Source organism: Deinococcus radiotolerans, assembly GCF_014647435.1.
Lineage (GTDB): Bacteria > Deinococcota > Deinococci > Deinococcales > Deinococcaceae > Deinococcus > Deinococcus radiotolerans.
The window spans coordinates 79704-95850 of record NZ_BMPE01000004.1; the positions used below are offsets into that span (position 1 = coordinate 79704).

19 protein-coding genes are annotated in these 16147 nt (G+C 70.6%); 3 read left to right on the forward strand and 16 right to left on the reverse strand.

Translation table 11 applies throughout. The features are described 5' to 3' along the window. Positions 1 to 10: 10 nt before the first annotated feature. The 12 genes from IEY63_RS09985 to IEY63_RS10040 form a co-directional block, all read right to left on the reverse strand. Entirely contained in the window at positions 11 to 583 is a 573-nt protein-coding gene (locus IEY63_RS09985; RefSeq protein WP_189068870.1) for a V-type ATP synthase subunit E, read from the reverse strand. A 15-nt stretch (positions 584 to 598) separates the two neighbouring features. Next, positions 599 to 898 carry an ATP synthase subunit C-like protein gene (locus IEY63_RS09990; RefSeq protein WP_189068871.1) on the reverse strand — a complete coding sequence of 100 codons (300 nt, stop codon included), beginning with the start codon at positions 896 to 898 and terminating at the stop codon, positions 599 to 601. Between the two features lie 17 nt (positions 899 to 915). Further along, complete coding sequence (locus tag IEY63_RS09995) at positions 916 to 2940, reverse strand: V-type ATP synthase subunit I (RefSeq protein ID WP_229784631.1); 2025 nt, start codon at positions 2938 to 2940, stop codon at positions 916 to 918. Beyond that, complete coding sequence (locus IEY63_RS10000; protein ID WP_189068872.1) at positions 2937 to 3254, reverse strand: V-type ATPase subunit subunit G family protein; 318 nt, start codon at positions 3252 to 3254, stop codon at positions 2937 to 2939. The genes IEY63_RS09995 and IEY63_RS10000 overlap by 4 nt, the downstream gene beginning before the upstream one ends. Before the next feature lie 248 nt (positions 3255 to 3502). Beyond that, complete coding sequence (locus IEY63_RS10005) at positions 3503 to 4816, reverse strand: ammonium transporter (protein WP_444542378.1); 1314 nt, start codon at positions 4814 to 4816, stop codon at positions 3503 to 3505. After that, positions 4813 to 5190, reverse strand: a complete 378-nt coding sequence (locus tag IEY63_RS10010) for a P-II family nitrogen regulator (protein ID WP_189068873.1) — start codon at positions 5188 to 5190, stop codon at positions 4813 to 4815. Before IEY63_RS10010 ends, IEY63_RS10005 begins: the two co-directional genes overlap by 4 nt. Before the next feature lie 235 nt (positions 5191 to 5425). Then, the gene (locus IEY63_RS10015; RefSeq protein WP_189068874.1) at positions 5426 to 6733 is read right to left on the reverse strand and encodes an ammonium transporter; all 1308 of its coding nucleotides are present in this window, start codon (positions 6731 to 6733) and stop codon (positions 5426 to 5428) included. A 24-nt stretch (positions 6734 to 6757) separates the two neighbouring features. Further along, positions 6758 to 7129 carry a P-II family nitrogen regulator gene (locus IEY63_RS10020; protein ID WP_189068875.1) on the reverse strand — a complete coding sequence of 124 codons (372 nt, stop codon included), beginning with the start codon at positions 7127 to 7129 and terminating at the stop codon, positions 6758 to 6760. A 255-nt stretch (positions 7130 to 7384) separates the two neighbouring features. Further along, positions 7385 to 7942 carry a DUF4126 domain-containing protein gene (locus tag IEY63_RS10025; protein ID WP_189068876.1) on the reverse strand — a complete coding sequence of 186 codons (558 nt, stop codon included), beginning with the start codon at positions 7940 to 7942 and terminating at the stop codon, positions 7385 to 7387. A gap of 131 nt (positions 7943 to 8073) precedes the next feature. After that, the gene (locus IEY63_RS10030) at positions 8074 to 9174 is read right to left on the reverse strand and encodes a M42 family metallopeptidase (RefSeq protein ID WP_229784632.1); all 1101 of its coding nucleotides are present in this window, start codon (positions 9172 to 9174) and stop codon (positions 8074 to 8076) included. Then, the gene (gene pth, locus IEY63_RS10035) at positions 9149 to 9856 is read right to left on the reverse strand and encodes an aminoacyl-tRNA hydrolase (RefSeq protein ID WP_189068989.1); all 708 of its coding nucleotides are present in this window, start codon (positions 9854 to 9856) and stop codon (positions 9149 to 9151) included. Before pth ends, IEY63_RS10030 begins: the two co-directional genes overlap by 26 nt. Positions 9857 to 9870: 14 nt before the next feature. Continuing rightward, positions 9871 to 10290 carry a hypothetical protein gene (locus tag IEY63_RS10040; protein WP_189068877.1) on the reverse strand — a complete coding sequence of 140 codons (420 nt, stop codon included), beginning with the start codon at positions 10288 to 10290 and terminating at the stop codon, positions 9871 to 9873. A gap of 162 nt (positions 10291 to 10452) precedes the next feature. Here IEY63_RS10040 and IEY63_RS10045 point away from each other — a divergent pair, with 162 nt between their 5' ends. Further along, positions 10453 to 11037, forward strand: coding sequence for a hypothetical protein (locus IEY63_RS10045; protein ID WP_189068878.1), 585 nt, complete (start codon positions 10453 to 10455; stop codon positions 11035 to 11037). A gap of 19 nt (positions 11038 to 11056) precedes the next feature. Here the strand turns inward: IEY63_RS10045 and IEY63_RS10050 are convergent, their stop codons facing one another. Both IEY63_RS10050 and IEY63_RS10055 read right to left on the reverse strand, forming a co-directional pair. Beyond that, positions 11057 to 13222: a putative bifunctional diguanylate cyclase/phosphodiesterase gene (locus tag IEY63_RS10050; RefSeq protein ID WP_189068879.1), complete on the reverse strand. Its 2166-nt coding sequence runs from the start codon at positions 13220 to 13222 to the stop codon at positions 11057 to 11059. Between the two features lie 60 nt (positions 13223 to 13282). Continuing rightward, positions 13283 to 13744, reverse strand: a complete 462-nt coding sequence (locus IEY63_RS10055) for a DoxX family protein (protein WP_189068880.1) — start codon at positions 13742 to 13744, stop codon at positions 13283 to 13285. A gap of 104 nt (positions 13745 to 13848) precedes the next feature. On the opposite strand from IEY63_RS10055, the gene IEY63_RS10060 reads away from it, so the two are divergent. Both IEY63_RS10060 and IEY63_RS10065 read left to right on the forward strand, forming a co-directional pair. Then, positions 13849 to 14079, forward strand: a complete 231-nt coding sequence (locus IEY63_RS10060; RefSeq protein ID WP_189068881.1) for a ferredoxin family protein — start codon at positions 13849 to 13851, stop codon at positions 14077 to 14079. A 38-nt stretch (positions 14080 to 14117) separates the two neighbouring features. Beyond that, positions 14118 to 14768 carry a Crp/Fnr family transcriptional regulator gene (locus IEY63_RS10065; protein WP_189068882.1) on the forward strand — a complete coding sequence of 217 codons (651 nt, stop codon included), beginning with the start codon at positions 14118 to 14120 and terminating at the stop codon, positions 14766 to 14768. Positions 14769 to 14826: 58 nt separating this feature from the next. Here the strand turns inward: IEY63_RS10065 and IEY63_RS10070 are convergent, their stop codons facing one another. Next, entirely contained in the window at positions 14827 to 15186 is a 360-nt protein-coding gene (locus tag IEY63_RS10070; protein WP_189068883.1) for an HU family DNA-binding protein, read from the reverse strand. 210 nt (positions 15187 to 15396) lie between these two features. Next, on the reverse strand, positions 15397 to 16128 hold the full coding sequence (locus IEY63_RS10075; protein WP_189068884.1) for a HesA/MoeB/ThiF family protein: 732 nt from the start codon (positions 16126 to 16128) through the stop codon (positions 15397 to 15399). Between the last annotated feature and the right edge of the window lie 19 nt (positions 16129 to 16147).

Below are 16147 nucleotides of genomic sequence, written 5' to 3' on the forward strand. Positions count from 1 at the left end.
GCACCCTCCCTTACGCTTCGGCGAGCAGGCGGGAGACCTGGGCGCTCAGTTCGCCCTGCGCGGCGCTCAGGCGGCCCAGCAGGGTGTTCTGAACGCTGGTCTTGCCGTTCTCGCCGACCAGGCGCACGCCGGTCTTCACGCTTTCGTTGGCGCGGAGTTCCAGGTGACGGCCCAGCTGGGCGAGGGCGGCGCGCACGGCGTCGTGCTCGCTGCTGGCGGCCTCAATCACCTGGGCGTTCGGGAGGGCGGTCAGGGCTTCCTGGATCAGCTTGGCGAGCACCTGGGGGTACTCGGGCAGGCTGGGGATCTGCCTCAGGTGGGTCTGGGCCGTCTGGAAGGCCTGCACCTGCAGCGTGTCGCCGGCGGCGAGACGCTGGGCGTTGGCATCCAGGTCGGCAGCGGAGCGCGCGCGGGTCAGGCCGGCGGCGTAGTCCGTGTGCAGGGCCCGCTGACGGCTCTCGAGCATGGTCCGGGCGCGCTCCTGCGCCTGGGCGATGATCTGGTCGGCGTGTGTCTGCGCCTGCTCGCGGATGCGTGCGATCTCACCCTGAATTTCGGTTTCGAGAATGTCACCAAGGCTCATGGTTCCCTCCGGGGGTTACTTGAGGAGGAAGAAGCCGACGAAGCCGAAGATGACCAGGGTTTCGGGGATGAAGAACCAGATGGCCATCTGACCGAACTTCTCGGGACGCTCGGCAACGACGCCGGCAGCGGCCGCACCGATGGGGCCCTGGGCGAGACCGGTACCGACGGCGCCGAGGCCGAGGGCCAGGCCCGCGCCGATGGCCTTGAGGCCGGCGGTGTTGGCGTCGCCGGTGGCGGCGGCTTCCTGGGCGAAGGCGGTGCTGGCAACGGTGGCGGCGGTCAGGGCGGGCAGGTACTTGGCGAGTTTCTTCATGGGGTTTCCTCCGTGGATTACTTGCGTGCCGCAGGGGCAAATGGGGCGTAACGGATACCGGTTTCCTGGTAGAAGCCAGTGGGGTTGAGGTACTCGACCCAGACCAGTCGGATGGGCTGCATGACGTGGCCCAGGATGGTCAGGACGAACAGGAAGACGTGAACGATCAGGCCGACCAGGATGCCGAGGATCGGGCCGATGACGGGCAGCGTGCCGCCCAGGCTCCAGCCGACGTCGGTGGCGAGGTTCGCGAGGATCGCGGCGGCCACGCCGACGGCGAACAGTCGGGTGAAGGAGATGATGTTGCCGCCGTTTGAGAGGATCTCGATCAGCATCAGGGGGTTGCGGGCGCCAAACAGGCCGCCGACGAACACCAGGAAGCCGAGGAGCATCACGAGGACGAGGGGGTTGCCGAAGTTCGACAGGGCGCCGAAGTCCTGACCGGCGCGGCTGACGTAGGCCAGCAGGATCAGGCCGATCAGGCCGCCCAGCATCCCGACGGCTTCCCAGAAGTGGTGCATGTGCTTGTGCTTCCAGGTCAGCTGCGCCTTGAGTGCCCAGCTCCAGAGCATGAAGATCACGCCCACGGCGATGCAGATCAGCATGATGGTGTTGCTGAATTCTGGCAGGACGCGGGGGAACAGGATCGGAATCAGGCCGCCGGCGTGTTCTTCACCTTCGGCCAGGCGCACGCCCCAGATGTTCTGGATCAGCTCGGGGTTCACGTAGAACACGTGGAGTTTTTCCAGGACATTGCCGAAGAATTCGCCGGTCAGGATGCCCCACAGGATGCTCCAGCCGCTCATGGTGAGCAGCACGGTGCCGACGCGTTTGAGCGTCGCGGGGTCCAGGGTGATGCCCAGCAGACCGATCGGGAGGCTCTCGCCGCGGCGGGCGCGGGCCAGGCCCCACAGGGACGCCAGGAGGAACAGCAGGCCGAAGCCGATGTCCGCGACGATGAAGCCGAAGAACAGCGGGAAGAACCACGCCACGACCCAGCTGGGGTCGAAGGTGCCGTACTTCGGGGGGTCACTGATGTTCAGCATGAATTCGAAGTTCTCGGTGTACGAGGAGTTCTTCAGCTGAACGGGTACGCCGTCCCCGTGGTGGGCGTCAGCGGCATGCAGTTCGAACATGGCGCTCTGCTTGAAGGGGTCCAGCGCGCGCTTGAGGTCGGGCACGCGGTCGTCGGGCACGAAGCCCTGCAGCACGAAGCCGTACTTGCCGCGGGCGGTCTGGGCGCGTGCGTCGTCAATGCCGACGCGGTCGGCCAGGGCGTCGCGGATCGCGGCCAGGGTGGGGCCGTGCTGCTGCGCCAGGGCGCGCTTGTCGGCTTCCACTTTGTCCAGGGCCTGGGGGTGGTTGCGGGCGATGTCCGCGAACGCGGCCTGCACGTCGCCGAGCGGCATGCGTTCGAAGCGGCCCGGGAGGCGCAGTTCGCCCAGTCGGGCTTTGCCCAGCGCGGCGCGGGCGCGGTCACGGTCGGCGCTGAGGACGGCCACGATGGCGGCGCTCAGGCGGTCGTTCACGCGCTCACTGCCGATGGCGAAGCGGTCTCCCAGTTCGGCCTTCAGGGCGTCCTGGGCGGCCTGCAGTTCGCTGGCCTCCTGGGCGGTGAAGGGGATCAGGGCGACGCGGCGGCTGCGGTCGAGGCTGCCGGCCACGCGGGCCAGGGCGGCCACGACGTCGCCGTAGCTGCGCTGCGTGTCGAGGTCGGCGCGCAGTTCCGTTTCGCGGTCCGTGAGGGCGCTGGCGGGCGTGGCGGCCTGTTCGATCAGGGCGCTCCACTCACCCTCGGCGGGCAGTGGGGCGCGGGTGACGCGCGCGGCGTCCAGTTCACCCAGGGTGCTTTCGCTGCGGGCCAGGAGGCGTTCGGCGTCCCGGCGGTCCTCAGCGGCCTGCCCGCTGAGCGGGCCGGTCTGGAAACCCTGGGCTTCCAGGGGCACGATGTGCAGCACGCCAGCCTGTTGCAGGGCCTGCATGATCGCGCGGCTGTCACTCTGACGGCCGGCAACCACGACTTGCTGCATGGGGTTGATCACGGGAGCACCGCCCTCATGATCGTGTCCACCGCCTGCGCCAGTTTGCTCTCGGCGCGCGCGCGGGTGTGCGCGGCGTCCTGCTGCGCCTGGGCGCTGGCGGCGTCGCGGATCGACTTCACTTCCGCGCTGAGCTTCTGCTCGTGCTCGGCCTGCATGGCCTTCGCCTGAGCTTCTGCGTCGCGGAGGATGCTCGTCGCCTGCGCCTCGGCAGCGTCCACGGTCTGCTGCGCCTGAGCGCGCGCCGCTTCGATCTGCGCGTCCAGCGCCGCTTCGCGGCTGGCCAGTTCACTTAAGACTCGACTTGAGACGTCCAAAACTCACTCCTCCTTTCCCTTCGTGACTCAAGCACCCCGGTCAAGCGCCCCATGAACGTCATGGGGTGTGGCGGGGGTGCGGTGAGTTTTTCGGTGGCCCGACCCTGGTAATGGTTGATGTCAGACTCAGGGCGCATCCTAACACACAGTCTTTATGCTTCAGGCAGGGCAAGCGTCCCTGCGCTTGACAACGCAAACCCCCCGGCGTAGAGGGCCGGGGGGGTGCGGACTGGGGTGGGTCGGGCTGCTCAGTCGTGGCCAACGAACACCGGGGCGGCCAGTGGGCTCTGCGCTTCCTGATAGCCCTCCTCTTGGTGTTCGGTGAGGTCCACGCCGCGCGCCTCCTGCTGCTCGGTCAGGCGCAGCGGCGTGAACAGCGCCGTGAGTTTCAGCAGCGCGAACGTGCCGGCCCCGGCCAGGGCAGCGGCGGCCAGGACACCAATCAGCTGCGTGCCCAGTTGCGCGGCGTGCCCGGCAATCAGGCCGGCGCCGGCGGGGTTGATGACCGGGCTGGCCAGCACGCCGGTCATCAGGGTGCCGACCACCCCGGCGGTGCCGTGGCAGGCGAAGACGTCCAGCGCGTCGTCGGGCAGCAGGCGGTGCTTGTTCGCCACCAGCCACCACGACACGGTGCTGGCGACCGCGCCGATCAGCAGCGCCCCGCCGGGCGTGACGAACCCGCAGGCGGGCGTGATGGCCACCAGACCCACGACCGCGCCGGTCGCGGCGCCGATGGCGGTGGGGCGTCCGCCGCGCACCTGGTCCCACAGCAGCCACGTCAGCAGCGCGGCGGCGGCGGCCGTGTTGGTGTTCAGCAACGCGTACGCGGCCACGCTGCCTGCCGCTAGGGCGCTGCCGGCGTTGAAGCCCATCCAGCCGAACCACAGCAGGCCCGTGCCCAGCAGCACCAGCGGGACGTTGTGCGGCACGCTGACGAGGCGCGGGAAGCCCAGGCGTGAGCCCAGCACCAGCGCGGCCACCAGTCCACTCACGCCGGACGCGACCTCCACGACAGTGCCACCCGCGAAGTCCAGCAGGCCCAGCTTGAACAGCCAGCCGTCCGGGCTCCAGACCCAGTGGGCCAGCGGCGCGTAGATCAGCAGGGTCCACAGCGCGGCGAACAGCACGAAGGCCGGGAAGCGCATGCGTTCCACGACGCTGCCACTGACCACCGCCAGCGTGATGACCGCGAAGAGAATCTGGAACACCGCGAACAGGGGCGTGGGAATGGTGCCGGTCAGTTCGCCCGCCATGTGGCCCAGCCCCACCTGGCTCAGGCCGCCGATCAGGGCGTTCCCGCCGGGCCCGAACGCCAGGGTGTAGCCCAGCGCCACCCAGGCGACGCTGGCAACGCCCATGGCCGCGAAGCTCATCATCATGGTGTTCAGGACGCTGCCGGCGCGGACCAGCCCGCCGTAGAAGATGGCCAGCCCGGGGGTCATGAGCAGCACCAGCGCCGAGCACAGCAGAATGAAGGCAGTGTCGGCGCCGTTCATGCCCGGGGTCTGCGCGGCGGCCACGCCGCCCAGCAGGGCCAGCAGGGGGGCGGCGCGGCGGATCACAGGTGGTCCGGGGTGAGTTTGGTCTCGGTGACGGGGGTCAGCGCGGCGGTGTCCTCCTCGCCGGTGCGGATGCGGATCACGCGTTCCATGGGCTGCACGAAGATCTTGCCGTCCCCGACCTCGCCCGTACGCGCGCCCTTGCAGATCGCGTCGATGGCGGCCTGTACGAAGGGTTCGCTGACGGCCATGCGGAACTCGACCTTGTCGTGAAATTCGACCATGACGCGGGTGCCGCGGTAGTGCTCGACGATGGACTGCTCGCCGCCGTGGCCGCTCACGCGGGAGAGCGTGATGCCGCTGATGCCTGCCTGGAAAAGGGCTTCTTTAACCTGCTGCACCCGCTCCGGACGGACGACGGCCGTGATCAGTTTCATACCCACAGAGTAAGCAGGCGCTCAGCTGAAAATGACAATTTGTCCAACATCTGCCCAACATTCTGCACCATTTCGACGCTTCGATGCGATCTGAACGCTGACTAAGGACCTTTTTTACCTGCCGGGAGGTACATCAAGAGGAACCGACCCCCGGGGATGCGGTCGGGGGTCGGTCAACGTGGAGGTTCGGATTCAGGGAAGGCCCGTGCAGGCCCGGGACGGGGTCAGAGGAAGTTCAGTCACCGCCGACGAAGACGGGGGCGCCCAGGCCGGTCTCGCTGTCGGAGTAGCCCTGCTCGCTGTGGGCGCTGACGTCAATCCCGGCGATCTCCTGGTTGACGGGGACGCGCAGCGGCATGACCAGACCCACCAGTTTCAGCAGGATGAAGGAGCCCAGGCCGGTCCAGGCGACGCTGGCAACCACCCCGATGATCTGGATGACCATCTGCTCGCCCCAGGGTTTGCCGCTGCCGGTGGTGAAGGCCAGCGCGCCAGTCAGCAGGGCGCCCACGATGCCCGCCACGCCGTGGCAGGCGAAGACGTCCAGCGCGTCGTCGGCCTTCATGCGGGCCTTGAACTGCACGGCAGCGAAGCTCGCGGCGGCGCCCAGCACGCCCACCACCACGGACGCCAGGGGGCTGACGAAGGCGCAGGCGGGCGTGATGGCCACCAGACCCACGACCAGGCCGGTGGCGGCGCCCACGGCGGTGGGTTTGCCGTTGCGGACGCTTTCCAGGCCCAGCCAGGTGAGCATCGCGGCAGCGGGGGCGATCAGGGTGGTCATGAAGGCCAGCGCGGCGGTCTGGTTGGCGGCCAGGGCGCTGCCCGCGTTGAAGCCCATCCAGCCGAACCACAGCAGGCCCGCGCCCAGCAGCACGAAGGGGACGTTGTGGGGGACGTGCGCGGTGCGGGGGAAGCCGATGCGGGCGCCCAGCACGGACGCGGCGACCAGGCCGCTGACCCCGGCGGCGATGTGGATGACCGTGCCGCCCGCGAAGTCCAATGCGCCCAGCTTGAACAGCCAGCCGTCGGCGTTCCAGACCCAGTGGGCCAGCGGGGCGTAGATCAGGAGGCTCCAGAGGCCGCCGAACAGGACGAAGGCCCCGAAGCGCATGCGTTCAATCACGGCGCCGCTGATCAGGGCCACCGCGATGATCGCGAACATCGCCTGGAAGGCCGCGAAGATGTAGCTGGGGATGGTGCCGGTCAGCTGCCCCGCCAGGCCGCCAAAGCCGAAGTTGCTCAGGCCGCTGAAGAAGGCGTTGCCACCGGACGCGAACGCGATGGAGTATCCGCCGAGCAGCCACAGCACGCCCACCAGGCCGATGCAGACGACGCTCATCATCATGGTGTTCAGGACGCTCTGGGTGCGGCTCAGGCCGCCGTAGAAGAACGCGAGGCCCGGGGTCATCAGCAGCACCAGGGCGGAGGCGACGATCATCCAGGCGGTGTCGCCGGTGTCGAGTTTGGGCGCCTCGGTCTGCGCGAGGGCCGCGCCGCCCAGCATCAGGGCCAGCGGGAGGGTCTTGCGGAGGTGGGTCATGGGTGCACTCCTGTGGGGGCCGCCTCAGGCGGGGGTGAGGCGGGTCTCGGTGACGGGGGTCAGGGCGGCGTTGTCGCGCTCGCCGGTGCGGATACGCACGACCTGTTCGAGGGGCTGGACGAAGATCTTGCCGTCGCCGACCTCGCCCGTACGCGCGCCCTTGCAGATCGCGTCGATGGCGGCCTGCACGAAGGGTTCGCTGACGGCCATGCGCACCTCGACCTTGTCGCGGAACTCGACCATGACGCGGGTGCCGCGGTAGTGCTCGACGATGGACTGCTCGCCGCCGTGGCCGCTCACGCGGGAGAGCGTGATGCCGCTGATGCCCGCCTGGAAGAGGGCTTCTTTGACCTGCTGGACCCGTTCGGGCCTGATGACAGCCGTGACCAGTTTCATGGCGTCTCCTTTTTTCCGCGCAATTTGCAGTGACCGCATCCCTGCATGCCCTCAGCTTAGGAAGATTAGCGCTTCTTGTCAAAAATAATTTTGACATTTGGCTAGATTTTACTGAACAAGCTGCACCTTGGGACCTCAGGTCCAGCTGTTGTTCTCCCAGATCGTGCCGACTGAGCCCGAACGGCTGTTCGTCCGGCACCACAGCAGAGGGGAGAGGCCACCCGCGCCTCTCCCCTCTCCAGCTGAGCCCTCTATCTAGGCGAGGCGCCGTCCCCGCCGCGCTGACCAGAAGCGGTACACGCCCACCACCAGCACCGCGAGCAGCAACGCGGCCACGACCGGCGCGAACACCGCCAGCGCGCTGAGCATCAGGCTCGTGCCGTCCTCCACCGTGCTCACCACCGGGTTGGCCAGACCCGCCGTCGTGGCGGTCGCCACCGGCCGCACCGCCGTGCGGGTCGCCTGCACACCCCCGGCCACGATCAGGCCCAGCGCCATGCTCAGCGCCGGGGGCACGTCCGCCACGCCGGTCTGCGCCGCGAACAGCACCGCGCCCGCCGCGGCGTTCACCACCCCACCAGCCACGTGCAGCACGTGATCCACCCCAGGAATCTTGTCCCCCACGAAATCCAGCAGCCCGATCACCGCCACACCCAGCAACACCCACGGATTTCCCAGCAGGTCAAACGGCGCGTTCAGGTGCACCACGTCCGCGCGCGACAGCAGGCCCACCAGCAGCAGCGGAATGTAAGCGTTCAGGCCCGCCGCACCCGACAGGCCCAGCGAGGACAGCAGACCGGACAGGAGTTCCATATCCTCTCATTACGACCCGCGCGGGCCCGCCGTTGCTCCCGCGGCCCTTACGCGAATCTTGAGAGCCCCGGACCTCAATTCAGCCGGGGAGGGGCCGCGCCGCCTGACGCGCCCTTCCCCCACGGGTCCGTTCAGCGCAGGTAGGCCAGCAGCAGGTTCACGCCCGCACGCAGGTCATCCACATGCACGGCCTCCACGACCGTGTGAATGTACCGGGTGGGCAGACTGAGGGTCAGCGTGGGCACGCCTTCTCTGCTGCGCTGGATGGCCGCGCCGTCCGTGCCGCCCAGCGCCAGGACCTCCAGCTGCGCGGGAATGCCCGCCTGCTGCGCCAGATCCCAGAACTGGTCCACCAGCGGACGGTGCGAGATCATGGTGGAGTCGAACACCTTGATCCCGATGCCCTCACCCACGCGCGTGACTGCCTCGTCCGGCGCGACGCCCGGGGTGTCCACCGCCAGGGTCACGTCCAGCCCGATGCCGACCGTAGGCTGCACGCCGTACGCGGCGGTGATCGCGCCGCGCAGGCCGACCTCCTCCTGCGTGCTGAACACCGCGATCACCTCGTGCCGTGGGGCCGCGCCGCGCAGGGCGCGCAGGGTTTCCAGCAGCAGGAACACGCTGGCGCGGTCATCCATGGCCTTGCCGCACACCAGCCGCCCGACCTGACGGGCCGTCTGGTCCAGCGTGACCATGTCCCCGATCCGCACCTGCGCGCGCACCTCGTCTGCCTCCAGGCCCAGGTCGATGAAGAACTCCTTCACCTCGGGGATCTTCTTGCGTTCCTCGGGGCTGGCGATGTGCACGGGTTTCCCGCCGGGCGTCAGGATGCCCGGCAGCGCTCCGCCGCGCGCGTGCACGGTCACGTTCCGCGCGAAGAGGTTGCGGGTGTCAAAGCCGCCCAGCGCCTGCACCCGCAGGAAGCCCCGCTCGTCAATGAAGCGCACCAGGAAGCCGATCTCGTCCATGTGCGCGCTGATCATCACGCGCTCGGCCACCTCGCCCTTCTTCTGATCGCGGGGCGCGCGGCGGGCGATGACGTTGCCCATGGCGTCCACGCGCACCTCGTCGACCAGCCCGTCCAGTTCGGCCAGCACGAAGTCCCGCACGGCGTCCTCCTGCCCGGGCACGCCCGGCAGGTCCGACAGGCGCATCAGGAGATCCAGGCGCAGGTCCGTCACGGCGGGAGAAACGGCCGCAGCCGCGTCAGCCTTCTTCTGTTTTTTCGACACGCCCGCCAGTATGCGCCGGCGTCACCGGAGTGTCCTGCGGAGTTCGTCCAGTCGGGACAGCCGCAGCGGCCGGTTCGGGCTTCGGCGGTTCCGGCGGTTTCGGACGCAGGTCCGTCCCGTTGAACTGCCCCTGCGCCTCCGCCAGTCCGGACACCGCCCAGACCTCGGCGGCAGTGGCACCCAGGCGCACGAGTTCCGCCAGGTCGGCCTTCTCCTCCTCACGCCAGCGGCTCAGGACCCAGTCCGGCACCGCCCAGCCCGGGGGCGGGCGCGAGATGCCGATCTTGACCCGCGCGAACGCCTCGTGGCCCAGCAGCCGGATGATGTCCCGTACGCCATTCTGCCCGCCGTGCCGCCCACCCATCCGCACGCGCAGCAGCCCGAACGGACTGTCCAGGTCGTCCTGAAGTACCAGCAGCGACTCGCCGCCCAGCTTGTAGAACGACACCAGGGGCGCCACGGCCTTCCCGGACGCGTTCATGAACGTCAGCGGGCGCACCAGCAGCACCTTCGCGCCCACGCCACGGCCCAGACGCACTTCGGCCACCTCGGCGTCCTTGCCTTCCTTCCGCCAGGACGCCCCGGCGCGGCGGGCCAGTTCGTCCAGCACCAGCCAGCCCACGTTGTGCCGCGTCTGCGCGTACTGCGCACCCGGATTGCCCAGGCCCACGATGATCTTCAGGCTCATAGCGCGGCTTACGCCTGGATGCCTCCCAGCAGTTCACGCCACGCCGCCTCGGTCTCACGCACGCGCGCGTCACCCTTGGCGCGGGTGTACCCGCCGCGGAATTCCGCAAAGCGCGTGTCGGTCTCCGCGAACAGCAGCCCCAGCGCCTGCTGCACGTCCGTCAGGTTGCGCTCGGTGAGGGTGGTGTCCTTGGCGTCCAGCACCTCGTCCAGCGTCGCCATCAGGCCCGACAGGGGCCGCAGCCACTGGAACTGCGGGTGGTTCATCACCAGCGAGTACAGCTCGAAGGGGCCCTTCACGGGGCCGTGCATGAACTCGTACTCGCTCTTGGCGACGTCCAGCAGCGCCGAGTGAAAATGCCGCAGGGCCGGAACGAGCGCCGAGAGTTTCGCGCGCACTTCCGCGTCAGGGGAACGGGCGTCAGTCATACCCGCCAGCGTAGCAAGTGCCCGCCCCGCCCCGCGCGTCCCCGTCCCTTCACGCACGCCCCCACCAAGCCCCCCCATCAGCAGCGGTCCTCTGCGCGTGCCTTGACCCCGCGCCCGTGACAAGCTGCAGGTCCCCACCTTCAGTTGCCTCCCGGGAGACCCATGACGGACGACCCGCCCCGTGACCCGCGCGCCCCCGCCACCCAGGCGGTCACCCCCACCCTGACGGTCGCGCTGCACCCGCCGCAGTACGCGCAGATTCTGACGCTGCCCGCCGCGGCCCGACTGGACGCGCGGCTGGCGCACCTGCACGCCCGCACGCCCGACGACGCGCTGCGCGCCACCCTGCGCGACGCTGCCCGCCTGCTGGGCGCGCACCTGACCTTCCGCACGCCGGGTTACCGCGCCGACGCGCACCCCTGGCAGGCCGACACGGCCCTGGTCGGCGTCAGCGTCCGCCGCGCCACGCACCTGCTGCACCTGCGCGCCGCGGCCCTCCACGCACCCGGCGCGGTCCTCAGTGCGGTGAGCTGCTGGCCGGGCGGCACGCTGCTGATCGCGCGGCGCGGCGTGATCCAGGCGCAGCTGAACCTGGCTTGCGACCTGGACCGCCTGCACCTGGATGACCTGAACCTGGACGACCTGAGCCGGCCCGGTCAGGGCGCGCCCATGGCCCTGCACGCCCACCGCCTGCGGCCCAGCGGGCAGCTGGAGCAGTGGCGCACCTCCGGCTGGCCCGACCCCTGACCCACACCAGCGGCGCGGGTTAGTGCAGCTGGGCGTCCCCGTCACGCGCCGCGCGGTCCACGGACGTCTGAAGGGGCAGCGGGCCGTTCAGGTGCGGCGTCCACATGCTGGCCGGCCCCGGACGGCCCGTCAGGTACCCCTGCACCACCCCGCAGCCCAGGTCCCGCAGCACCTGCAACTGCCCGGGCGTCTCCACGCCCTCGACCACCACCGACAGGTTCAGGCTGCGCCCCAGGCTGATCAGGGCACTCACGACGCGCTGCTCGATGGGCGACTCGGCCAGACCCGTAATGAGCGACCGGTCCAGCTTCAACTCGTTCAGCGGCAGCTGCAGCAGCGTACTCACCGAGGACTGCCCGGTCCCGAAATCATCCAGCGAGAGCTGCACGCCCAGAGCCTGCAGCTGCGCCAGTTGCCGCGCGGCGCGCTGCAGGTCCTGCACGGTCAGCCGCTCCGTGACCTCCAGCTTCAGCTGCCCGCCGTCCAGGCCGTGCCGGCGCAGCGTCGCGTGAACCTGCTGCGTGAAGTCCTCCTGCGCGACCTCCAGCGCCGAGACGTTCACCGCGATCGGTACGCGCAGGCCCCACGCGGCCGCCTGACGGCACGCCTCGTTCAGCACCCACGCGCCCAGCTCGCCGATCAGCCCGGCCTCCTCGGCCAGGGGAATGAACCGCGCCGGGGACACCAGCCCCAGCTGCGTGTCCGTCCAGCGGACCAGCGCCTCGAAGCCCAGTAGCTGCCCCGTCCGGACGTCCACCTGCGGCTGGTAGTGCAGGTGCAGCCCGCCCTGCTGCAAGGCCAGCCGCAGCCGGGTTTCCAGGTGCAGCTGACCGTGCACGGCCACGTCCAGGGAGGACCGGAACACCTGCACGCCGTTCTTCCCTTCCCGGCGCGCCTGCGTCATCGCCAGGTCCGCCTGCCGCAGCAGGTTCGCGGGCAGGCTGCTGTCCGGCGGGCTGACGGCCACGCCCACGCTGCACCGCACGTTCACCGGCTGGCCGTCCACGTGGACGGGGCGGGACAGCGTGGCCTGCAGGCGCCGCGCCACGCTCAGCGCCTCGGCCCGGCCGCCCACGTCGGGCAGCAGCACCAGGAACTCGTCGCCGCCCAGGCGCGCCACGGTGTCCGCGGGCCGCACGGCGTCCCGCAGGCGGCGCGCCACCTCGCGCAGCACCTCGTCGCCCACCGCGTGGCCCAGCGCGTCGTTCACACGCCGGAACCCGTCAAGGTTCAGGGCAATGACGGCCAGCGCCCGCTCGTCACGCTCCAGGCGCCGCAGTTCCACCTGCAGGCGGTCCAGGAGCAGCGCGCGGTTGGGCAGGCCGGTCAGCGCGTCGTGCTGCGACTCGTGGGCCAGCTGCGCGGCGAGCGTCCTCAGCTGCTCCTCGGTCCGCCTGCGCTCCCGGACGTCCCGGTCCTGCCCCAGGATCAGTTCGCGCCCGCCGACCGTCACGACGCTGCTGGCACTCTCGATCGGGAAGACGGTCCCGTCCCGGTGCAGGTGCGACCCCTCGCCGCGCACGTGCCGCTCCTCGCGCAGCCAGACCAGCAGGTCCGGGCCGTCCTCGGCCATCATGGGGTACGGGTGCAGCAGATCAATGGACTGCCCGATCAGTTCGCTCCGGGCGTAGCCGTTCATGCGGCCGAACGCGTCATTGCAGTCCACGATCCGCCACGGGACGTGCGGGTCGTTCGGGTCGATCAGGACCACGCCGTCCGCCAGCTGCTCGAACAGCGCCCGGAACCGCTCCTCGCTCTCCTGCCGGGCGCGGCGTTCGGCGCGCTCCGGCGTGACGTCCACGCCGGTCGCCACGACCAGCGCCACCCGGCCGCGCGCGTCCAGCAGCGCCGTGTTCGACCACAGGATGTACCGCAGTTCGCCGCTGCGGGTCCGCCAGTGGTTCTCATGCCGGTTCGGGTAGTCCCCGGCCGTCAGGGCCCCGAAGGCCTGCATGACGCCCTCCACCTCGGGCTCAGGCAACACGAAGGGCCACAGCACCTCGCCGCGCAGCTCCTCGAACCGGAAACCGGACAGCCGCTCGGCCGCCGGGTTGAACCGCACCACCCGCCCCTGCGGGTCCAGCACGACCACCAGCGTGTCCGTGATCTCCAGGACTGCCTCGGCCAGGCCCGCGCCGCCCGGCTGGGTGGCGGACGTGATCGCGGCGGTCAGGCGACTCAGCATGCCCGCAGGCTACGGACCCTCGCCTCACAGAAGCTTGACCTGCGCCTGCGTGAACGGGTCTTAATCCAGAGGGCGATCCCCGCGGCGCCGCGCCCCGGCTCTGCCCAGCGCGCCAGTGCTCCTCAGGGCGCCGGTGCTCCATAGCGCCCACGCCACCAGCAGCGGCTGGAAGAGCAGCCGGACCAGGCGCTTACGGTCCGTGTCCAGGCCGAAGGCACTCTGGCGCGACACGTACTGCGAGACGTTCCCCGGGAAGATCGCCACGAAGAAGGCTGCCAGCGCCAGCCCCACCTGCCTCCGCCGCGCGCCGGAGAGCATCGCCAGGCCGAAGGCGATCTCGGCGGCGCCGGAGGCCAGTACCACCGCGTCCTTGTTCACGGGCAACCAGGTCGGCACCTGCGCCTGAAATGCCTGCCGCTGGAAACTCAGGTGACCCACGCCCGCCAGAGTCATGAAGGCCCCCAGCAGCACGCGCGCCGCTGAACGGGAAGCGGAGGTGGAGGCACCGGCGGACGTCGTCATGCGCCCACGGTACGCAGCGCCAGAGGGCCGCGCGTGACAGCCGCCCACGGGAAGCCTTGACCAAAGTCATGGCCGCGCGGGGCGTGGCGCGTCAGCCTGCGGGCATGAGTTACGCGATCACTTCCCGCTGCGCGGGCGTCCGGGACGGCGCCTGCCTGGACGTCTGCCCCATCGCCTGCATTCACGACGCCGGGGATCAGTTCGTGATTCACCCGGACGAGTGCATTGACTGCGGCGCGTGCGCGACCGCCTGCCCCGTGCAGGCCATTGTGGAGGGCCACGAGGCGCCGGGCGCCCTGGCCTACGCGCGCGCCGCGCTGCACCTGACGCCCTGAGCGCCCCGCCCGGGCCGGCCTGTGCCAGCATCAGGGCCGTGACGACGCTGGACTCCCTGCGGAGCGCCCCGCTGCTGCGCTGCGCCGCGCCGGGCACCCTGGCGCAGCTGGCCGCTCAGGCCACGCCGTGGCCGCTGCCGCGCGGCGGCGCGTTGTGGCGCTGCGGGGCCCCGGTGAGCGCCGCGTTCCTGCTGCTGAGTGGCGAGGTGCGCCTGACCCGCCCCCAGCCGGGCGGGCGCAGCCTGAGCTGGCCGGTGCGCCGCGCGGGTGAGCTGCTGGGCCTGCGGGACGTGCTGGGCACCGCCGGGACCTTCGCCGAGGACGCCGTGGGCAGCGCGGACCACTGTGACCTGCTGACCCTACCCAGCCCACTGCTGCGGCAGCTGATCCTGCGCGACCCGGCCCTGACCGGCGCGGCCCTGACGCTGCTGGCCGACCAGACCCGCAGCGCCGAGGCCCGACTGGACCTGCTGAGCGCCCCGGTGCACGCGCGCCTGATCACGTACCTTCTGGAGCGCGGGCCGCATGTCCTGCCGACCAACTCGGCGCTGGCCGGGCAGCTGGGGACCGTGCCGGAACTGGTCAGCCGTCACCTGGGGGACCTGTACCGTCAGGGGCTGATCGGGCTGCGCCGCCGGGAGATCGTGACGCTCGATGAGGCCGGGCTGCGCCGCCGCCTGCCGGGCTGAGGGTGGCACGCGAACGCGGCCCCCACCGTCCGGCAGGGACCGCGCGGACCACGGTGACCTAGAGCGTGCCCTTGAGGGTCGTAGCGACCTTGAAGCGCACCTTCTTCCCGGCGGGAATGGTGATGCGTTCGCTGGTACCGGGGCGCACGCCGGTGCGGGCGGCGGTCTGCGTGACGCTCAGCGTGCCCAGGCCGGGCATGCCGACGCTGCTGCCGCTGCGCAGGGCGTCCACGATGCAGTCGATGACGGTGGCGACGGCGTCTCCGGCCTGCTTCTTGTTCAGGCTGGTCTTGTCCGCGACCATGTCGATGATCTGCGTCTTGGCGATCTTCCCGGCTTCGGCTTTCGGGGCGGGCTTGGCCGCGCCTTTCTTGGCGGGGGCGGGTTTCTTCGCGGCGGGTTTGGTGCTCTTGGCCATACGTGCAACCTCCGGGAGTGGACTGCGAGCGGCACAGGGCGTACGCAATTGAATTGTGGGCTCAGGCGCACAGTAACACAGCTGCGCCGGGCGTCAAGAGGGGCTGGAGGTGCGCCCAGCGGGGGTGCAGCCCCGGCTGGGTGGGACAGGGGCACGCGGCCCGGCTGCTCCGGACCGCGGGTCAGCGTGTGGTGGGGTGCGGGCGGGTCCTTACAGGGTGCCCTGGGGTGCACGCAGCGTCAGGGTCCGCGCCCGGGCGCTCAGGGCGTCGAAGGTCCACAGGCGCCCGCGCAGGGGCTCGCCCACGCCGCCCAGCACCTTCAGGGCCTCCAGGGCCATGAGCTGCCCGGTCAGGGCGGGCACCGGGCCCAGCACGCCGGCCTCGTCGCAGCTGAGGTCATCGCCGGGTTCGGGGAACACGTCGCGCAGGCCCGCGTGGGGGCCGAACACGCTGACCATGCCGGTCGTGCCGCTGGCCGCGCCCCAGATCCACTCGCGGCCCTGCGCGGCGCAGGTGTCGGCGATCAGGTAGCGGGTCTCGAAGTTGTCGGTGGCGTCCACCAGCAGCGTCACGCCCGCAAGGAGCTGCGGGAGGGTGGCGGCCGTGACGCGCGGCGCCACGCGCACCCGCACGAACGGGTTGATGTTCTGGGCGCGCGCGGCGGCCAGTTCGGCCTTGGGGCGGCCCACGTCGGGCGTGGCGTACAGCGTCTGGCGGTGCAGGTTGCTGAGGTCCACGCGGTCATCGTCCGCGACGGTCAGGGTGCCCACGCCCGCCCCGGCGAGGCTGGCGATCACGGGGCTGCCCAGCCCACCCGCGCCGACGACTAGCACGTGCGCGGCCCGCACGCGTTCCTGCGCGCCGGCGTCCAGCCACTCGGGGACCAGCAGCGCGCGCGAGTAGCGGCGCAGTTCCGGGCGGGTCAGGGGCCGGGCAGACATGCGGGCAGTGTAGCGGGCG

What these genes read in the sequence shown, in the direction of transcription:
- IEY63_RS10055 (WP_189068880.1), bottom strand. Translation starts at nt 13,744, where the DNA reads ATGACGACGTCCGCCGGTGCCTCCACCTCCGCTTCCCGTTCAGCGGCG.
- IEY63_RS10070 (WP_189068883.1), bottom strand. Translation starts at nt 15,186, where the DNA reads ATGGCCAAGAGCACCAAACCCGCCGCGAAGAAACCCGCCCCCGCCAAG.
- IEY63_RS10045 (WP_189068878.1), top strand. Translation starts at nt 10,453, where the DNA reads ATGACGGACGACCCGCCCCGTGACCCGCGCGCCCCCGCCACCCAGGCG.
- IEY63_RS09990 (WP_189068871.1), bottom strand. Translation starts at nt 898, where the DNA reads ATGAAGAAACTCGCCAAGTACCTGCCCGCCCTGACCGCCGCCACCGTT.
- IEY63_RS10020 (WP_189068875.1), bottom strand. Translation starts at nt 7,129, where the DNA reads ATGAAACTGGTCACGGCTGTCATCAGGCCCGAACGGGTCCAGCAGGTC.
- IEY63_RS10010 (WP_189068873.1), bottom strand. Translation starts at nt 5,190, where the DNA reads ATGAAACTGATCACGGCCGTCGTCCGTCCGGAGCGGGTGCAGCAGGTT.
- IEY63_RS10015 (WP_189068874.1), bottom strand. Translation starts at nt 6,733, where the DNA reads ATGACCCACCTCCGCAAGACCCTCCCGCTGGCCCTGATGCTGGGCGGC.
- IEY63_RS09985 (WP_189068870.1), bottom strand. Translation starts at nt 583, where the DNA reads ATGAGCCTTGGTGACATTCTCGAAACCGAAATTCAGGGTGAGATCGCA.
- IEY63_RS10040 (WP_189068877.1), bottom strand. Translation starts at nt 10,290, where the DNA reads ATGACTGACGCCCGTTCCCCTGACGCGGAAGTGCGCGCGAAACTCTCG.
- IEY63_RS10025 (WP_189068876.1), bottom strand. Translation starts at nt 7,942, where the DNA reads ATGGAACTCCTGTCCGGTCTGCTGTCCTCGCTGGGCCTGTCGGGTGCG.
- IEY63_RS10075 (WP_189068884.1), bottom strand. Translation starts at nt 16,128, where the DNA reads ATGTCTGCCCGGCCCCTGACCCGCCCGGAACTGCGCCGCTACTCGCGC.
- IEY63_RS10060 (WP_189068881.1), top strand. Translation starts at nt 13,849, where the DNA reads ATGAGTTACGCGATCACTTCCCGCTGCGCGGGCGTCCGGGACGGCGCC.
- IEY63_RS10050 (WP_189068879.1), bottom strand. Translation starts at nt 13,222, where the DNA reads ATGCTGAGTCGCCTGACCGCCGCGATCACGTCCGCCACCCAGCCGGGC.